Source organism: Campylobacter concisus UNSWCS (assembly GCF_000466685.1).
GTDB lineage: Bacteria > Campylobacterota > Campylobacteria > Campylobacterales > Campylobacteraceae > Campylobacter_A > Campylobacter_A concisus_A.
This window is the reverse complement of record NZ_ANNG01000122.1, coordinates 1-2,582: the sequence shown is the minus strand read 5'-3', so window position 1 is coordinate 2,582 and position 2,582 is coordinate 1. Positions and strand designations below refer to the sequence as shown.

At 34.9% G+C, this 2,582-nt stretch carries 3 protein-coding genes; 1 reads left to right on the top strand and 2 read right to left on the bottom strand.

The window, feature by feature from the left end:
- Positions 1-501: 501 nt before the first annotated feature.
- Together UNSWCS_RS11165 and UNSWCS_RS11160 are read right to left on the bottom strand one after the other, a co-directional pair.
- Positions 502-1,125 (bottom strand): S24 family peptidase, encoded by a 624-nt coding sequence (locus UNSWCS_RS11165; protein WP_021088567.1) that lies wholly within the window; start codon positions 1,123-1,125, stop codon positions 502-504.
- 347 nt (positions 1,126-1,472) lie between these two features.
- A complete protein-coding gene (locus UNSWCS_RS11160; protein ID WP_021088566.1) occupies positions 1,473-2,096 on the bottom strand; it encodes a hypothetical protein in 624 nt (207 codons plus the stop codon).
- A gap of 91 nt (positions 2,097-2,187) precedes the next feature.
- On the opposite strand from UNSWCS_RS11160, the gene UNSWCS_RS11155 reads away from it, so the two are divergent.
- Positions 2,188-2,412 (top strand): hypothetical protein, encoded by a 225-nt coding sequence (locus UNSWCS_RS11155; protein ID WP_021088568.1) that lies wholly within the window; start codon positions 2,188-2,190, stop codon positions 2,410-2,412.
- The last annotated feature ends 170 nt before the right edge of the window (positions 2,413-2,582 follow it).

Sequence of the window (2,582 nt, the reverse complement as noted above, 5' to 3'; positions counted from 1 at the left end):
GAAAATGAGAGTGAGAAATTTTAGCGGAAGATTTTTGAAAGCACGTAAAATAGGCACTTTAAAAAGCTTCACTCTCAGTTGTAATGTAAAAATTCAGCTGCAAGAAAAATCCCTATAATCCCAAATCGTCCGTTTTGTCCCAAAAAAGCGGAAAAATTTAACATCACAAAAAGACTTTAAATACCAAATAATCGACTTTTAAACACCTTTTAAAGCGTCCCAAAAATCGTCCCAAGATTTTACGCATCAAGAGCATATACCACTTAAGGTTTGCCGTCAAGAACATAGATAAAATTTAAAAATATAGGTATTAATCATCAATTTTTTAGAAAAATGATGATTAATCAAGGCTTAATGATGATTAATTCTAATAATTGGCGTATTTATGGGTTTATCTTTAATCATCATTGTAAAAAGCGCAATAAAAAACTATTTTAATCTTAAATATTGTTTAGAAATAGCTTAAACCATTAATCATCATTTTAAGCTTATTTTTATGATTTAAAATATTTTCATATTGATATTAAATTTACATCTAACCTTACCAATTATTTTTAACTGATTTATTTCCTCGCCCTTTAAAATAATATCTTGATAAAAGCTATTCAACGATGTTAATTTTACTTCTTTGTGTATCGTGTCTCTCAAAAATTTCTTTATATATACGTCTCCGCCGATGTTTGCTATAACTATGTCTCCATTTTTTACCTCTGCATCCAAATCCACTACTACGGCGTCTCCATCTTGTGCAAACGGCTCCATACTATCGCCAAAAACCTTAATTACATCATAGTTTTTAAATGGTATTTTTAAAACTTGTTCCATAAAATCTCTGCCGACAGGAATTATAGAATAATCTTGTTCATCGTTTTGTGAGCCATAGCCAGCACTTGCTGTTACATTCTCAAAATACCTTAAATCCGCTTTATCCTTATAAGGTTTATTAACCTTATTTGCGCTTAGACTGGCGAATTTTAATTTTACAGTTGAGGTTAAGCCTTTTGAGCGCCATGTGGCGGCCGTGTTCCTAGAATAACCTAGCCTTTCTGCTACATCTTCGAGACTATCGACCTTAAAAAAATTTTTCATATTTTCAAATATAACTTTATCTCTTTGATCGTCCATTTTGCGGCCCTTGATTAAAAAATGTATGAATATAGTATTTTAACCTTGACAAATAAGGTTAAAATACTATATAATTCTTTCAAATCTACGAAAAATTATATCTTATTTGAGATTAAATCTTTCAAAGGTTTGAAAAATAGTTCTTTAAATTTTCATTGTTAAGTCGGCAGAAAGGCAAGAAATGAAAGTCGTATTTTGTGGTGCCGAGCCGAGCGAGTCTAGCTTTAGCGTTAGACAGCGACTTGGCAAATGTGCAGAGAGACTGCTTGTGGTTTTGAGCCAAGGCGGATATTTAAGAGAGCTTGTGAGATACTGCGATAGAGTCTTGTATAAACATATAGACTCGATCAATACTCAAGACAAGCAAAAGTGTGATGAGTATGCGAAAAAGCTCTCAGATATGAGTTATAAAGTCTTGTATAGTGGATCAAATCGGCGTAATCAAGTAGATGTAGCCCAAGAAATTTGCGATCTTGTTCGCTAGGTATGTCTTTGTGCGACGCATTTAGATACGGCTCATCCATGACTTCGCTAAATTTATATGAAAATTGATAATTAGCAGGTATAAAATAGTCTTTTGGATGAGCTATGCTATCGTCGTGCAAAAGCATTCTAGCACTAGTGTCTATACACTTAAACTGGTAAGCTAGTATCTCAAATCTAGGCGGTGCGATAAGCATATCGTTATCCTGAAAACTTTTAAGCTCATCAAAGAAAAATCTTCCGCCATCATCTATCTCTTTGAAGTCTCTTTCAAACTCTATCCTGGTATAAAAGTATGCGTTGGCATGCTTTTTGAAAAGCTTGTGAAATTCTTTACTAAGCTTGTAGGCAAGCTTAGGCAATGCACCAGCATAGAGCTTCTCGCCACAGTGATAACACTCAAAGGTATCTAACTTTAACGTGGTTATGGATATCGCCGTAGCTTGCTTACACTTAGGGCAAGCGAAGTTCATCTTAGCCTCATGCATACAAAATCCTTATTTATGGTCTTAAAACGAGATTATAACTAAAAATTTATAAGCCGACTTAGCAATGAAAATTAGAAGAAAGGAGTGCAAGATGATAAAAAAATACTTTACCGATAACTGCATAAGCATAAGGCAGTGGGCTAAAAAACACGATCTAAGCGAGCGCACTACCTATATGGTGATAAACGGCCAAGTGGCAGGTAGTAAAAATTTCGCTACTTCAAGGAAAGTGTTTGAAGTGCTTTTAAGTGAAGGAATAATCAAAGAGCTTCCAAGTGGTCTTAGAAAAGAACAAGAAGAGAGTAAGGCTAGCTAAATGATCTATGTCGAAACTGCTGTGGCTGCTGAAATTTTCGGCATACATCCAAGAGCTTTAGCAAATTCTATAAATAGGGGCTCAGCAAAACATCCATTCATAAAGATATCCGACGCCGGTATCAGAAGCCGTGGCGGAGCGAAGCTGCTGTTTGCAGTAGAGATCGCAGA

What these genes read in the sequence shown, in the direction of transcription:
- UNSWCS_RS11165 (WP_021088567.1), bottom strand. Translation starts at nt 1,125, where the DNA reads ATGGACGATCAAAGAGATAAAGTTATATTTGAAAATATGAAAAATTTT.
- UNSWCS_RS11160 (WP_021088566.1), bottom strand. Translation starts at nt 2,096, where the DNA reads ATGCATGAGGCTAAGATGAACTTCGCTTGCCCTAAGTGTAAGCAAGCT.
- UNSWCS_RS11155 (WP_021088568.1), top strand. Translation starts at nt 2,188, where the DNA reads ATGATAAAAAAATACTTTACCGATAACTGCATAAGCATAAGGCAGTGG.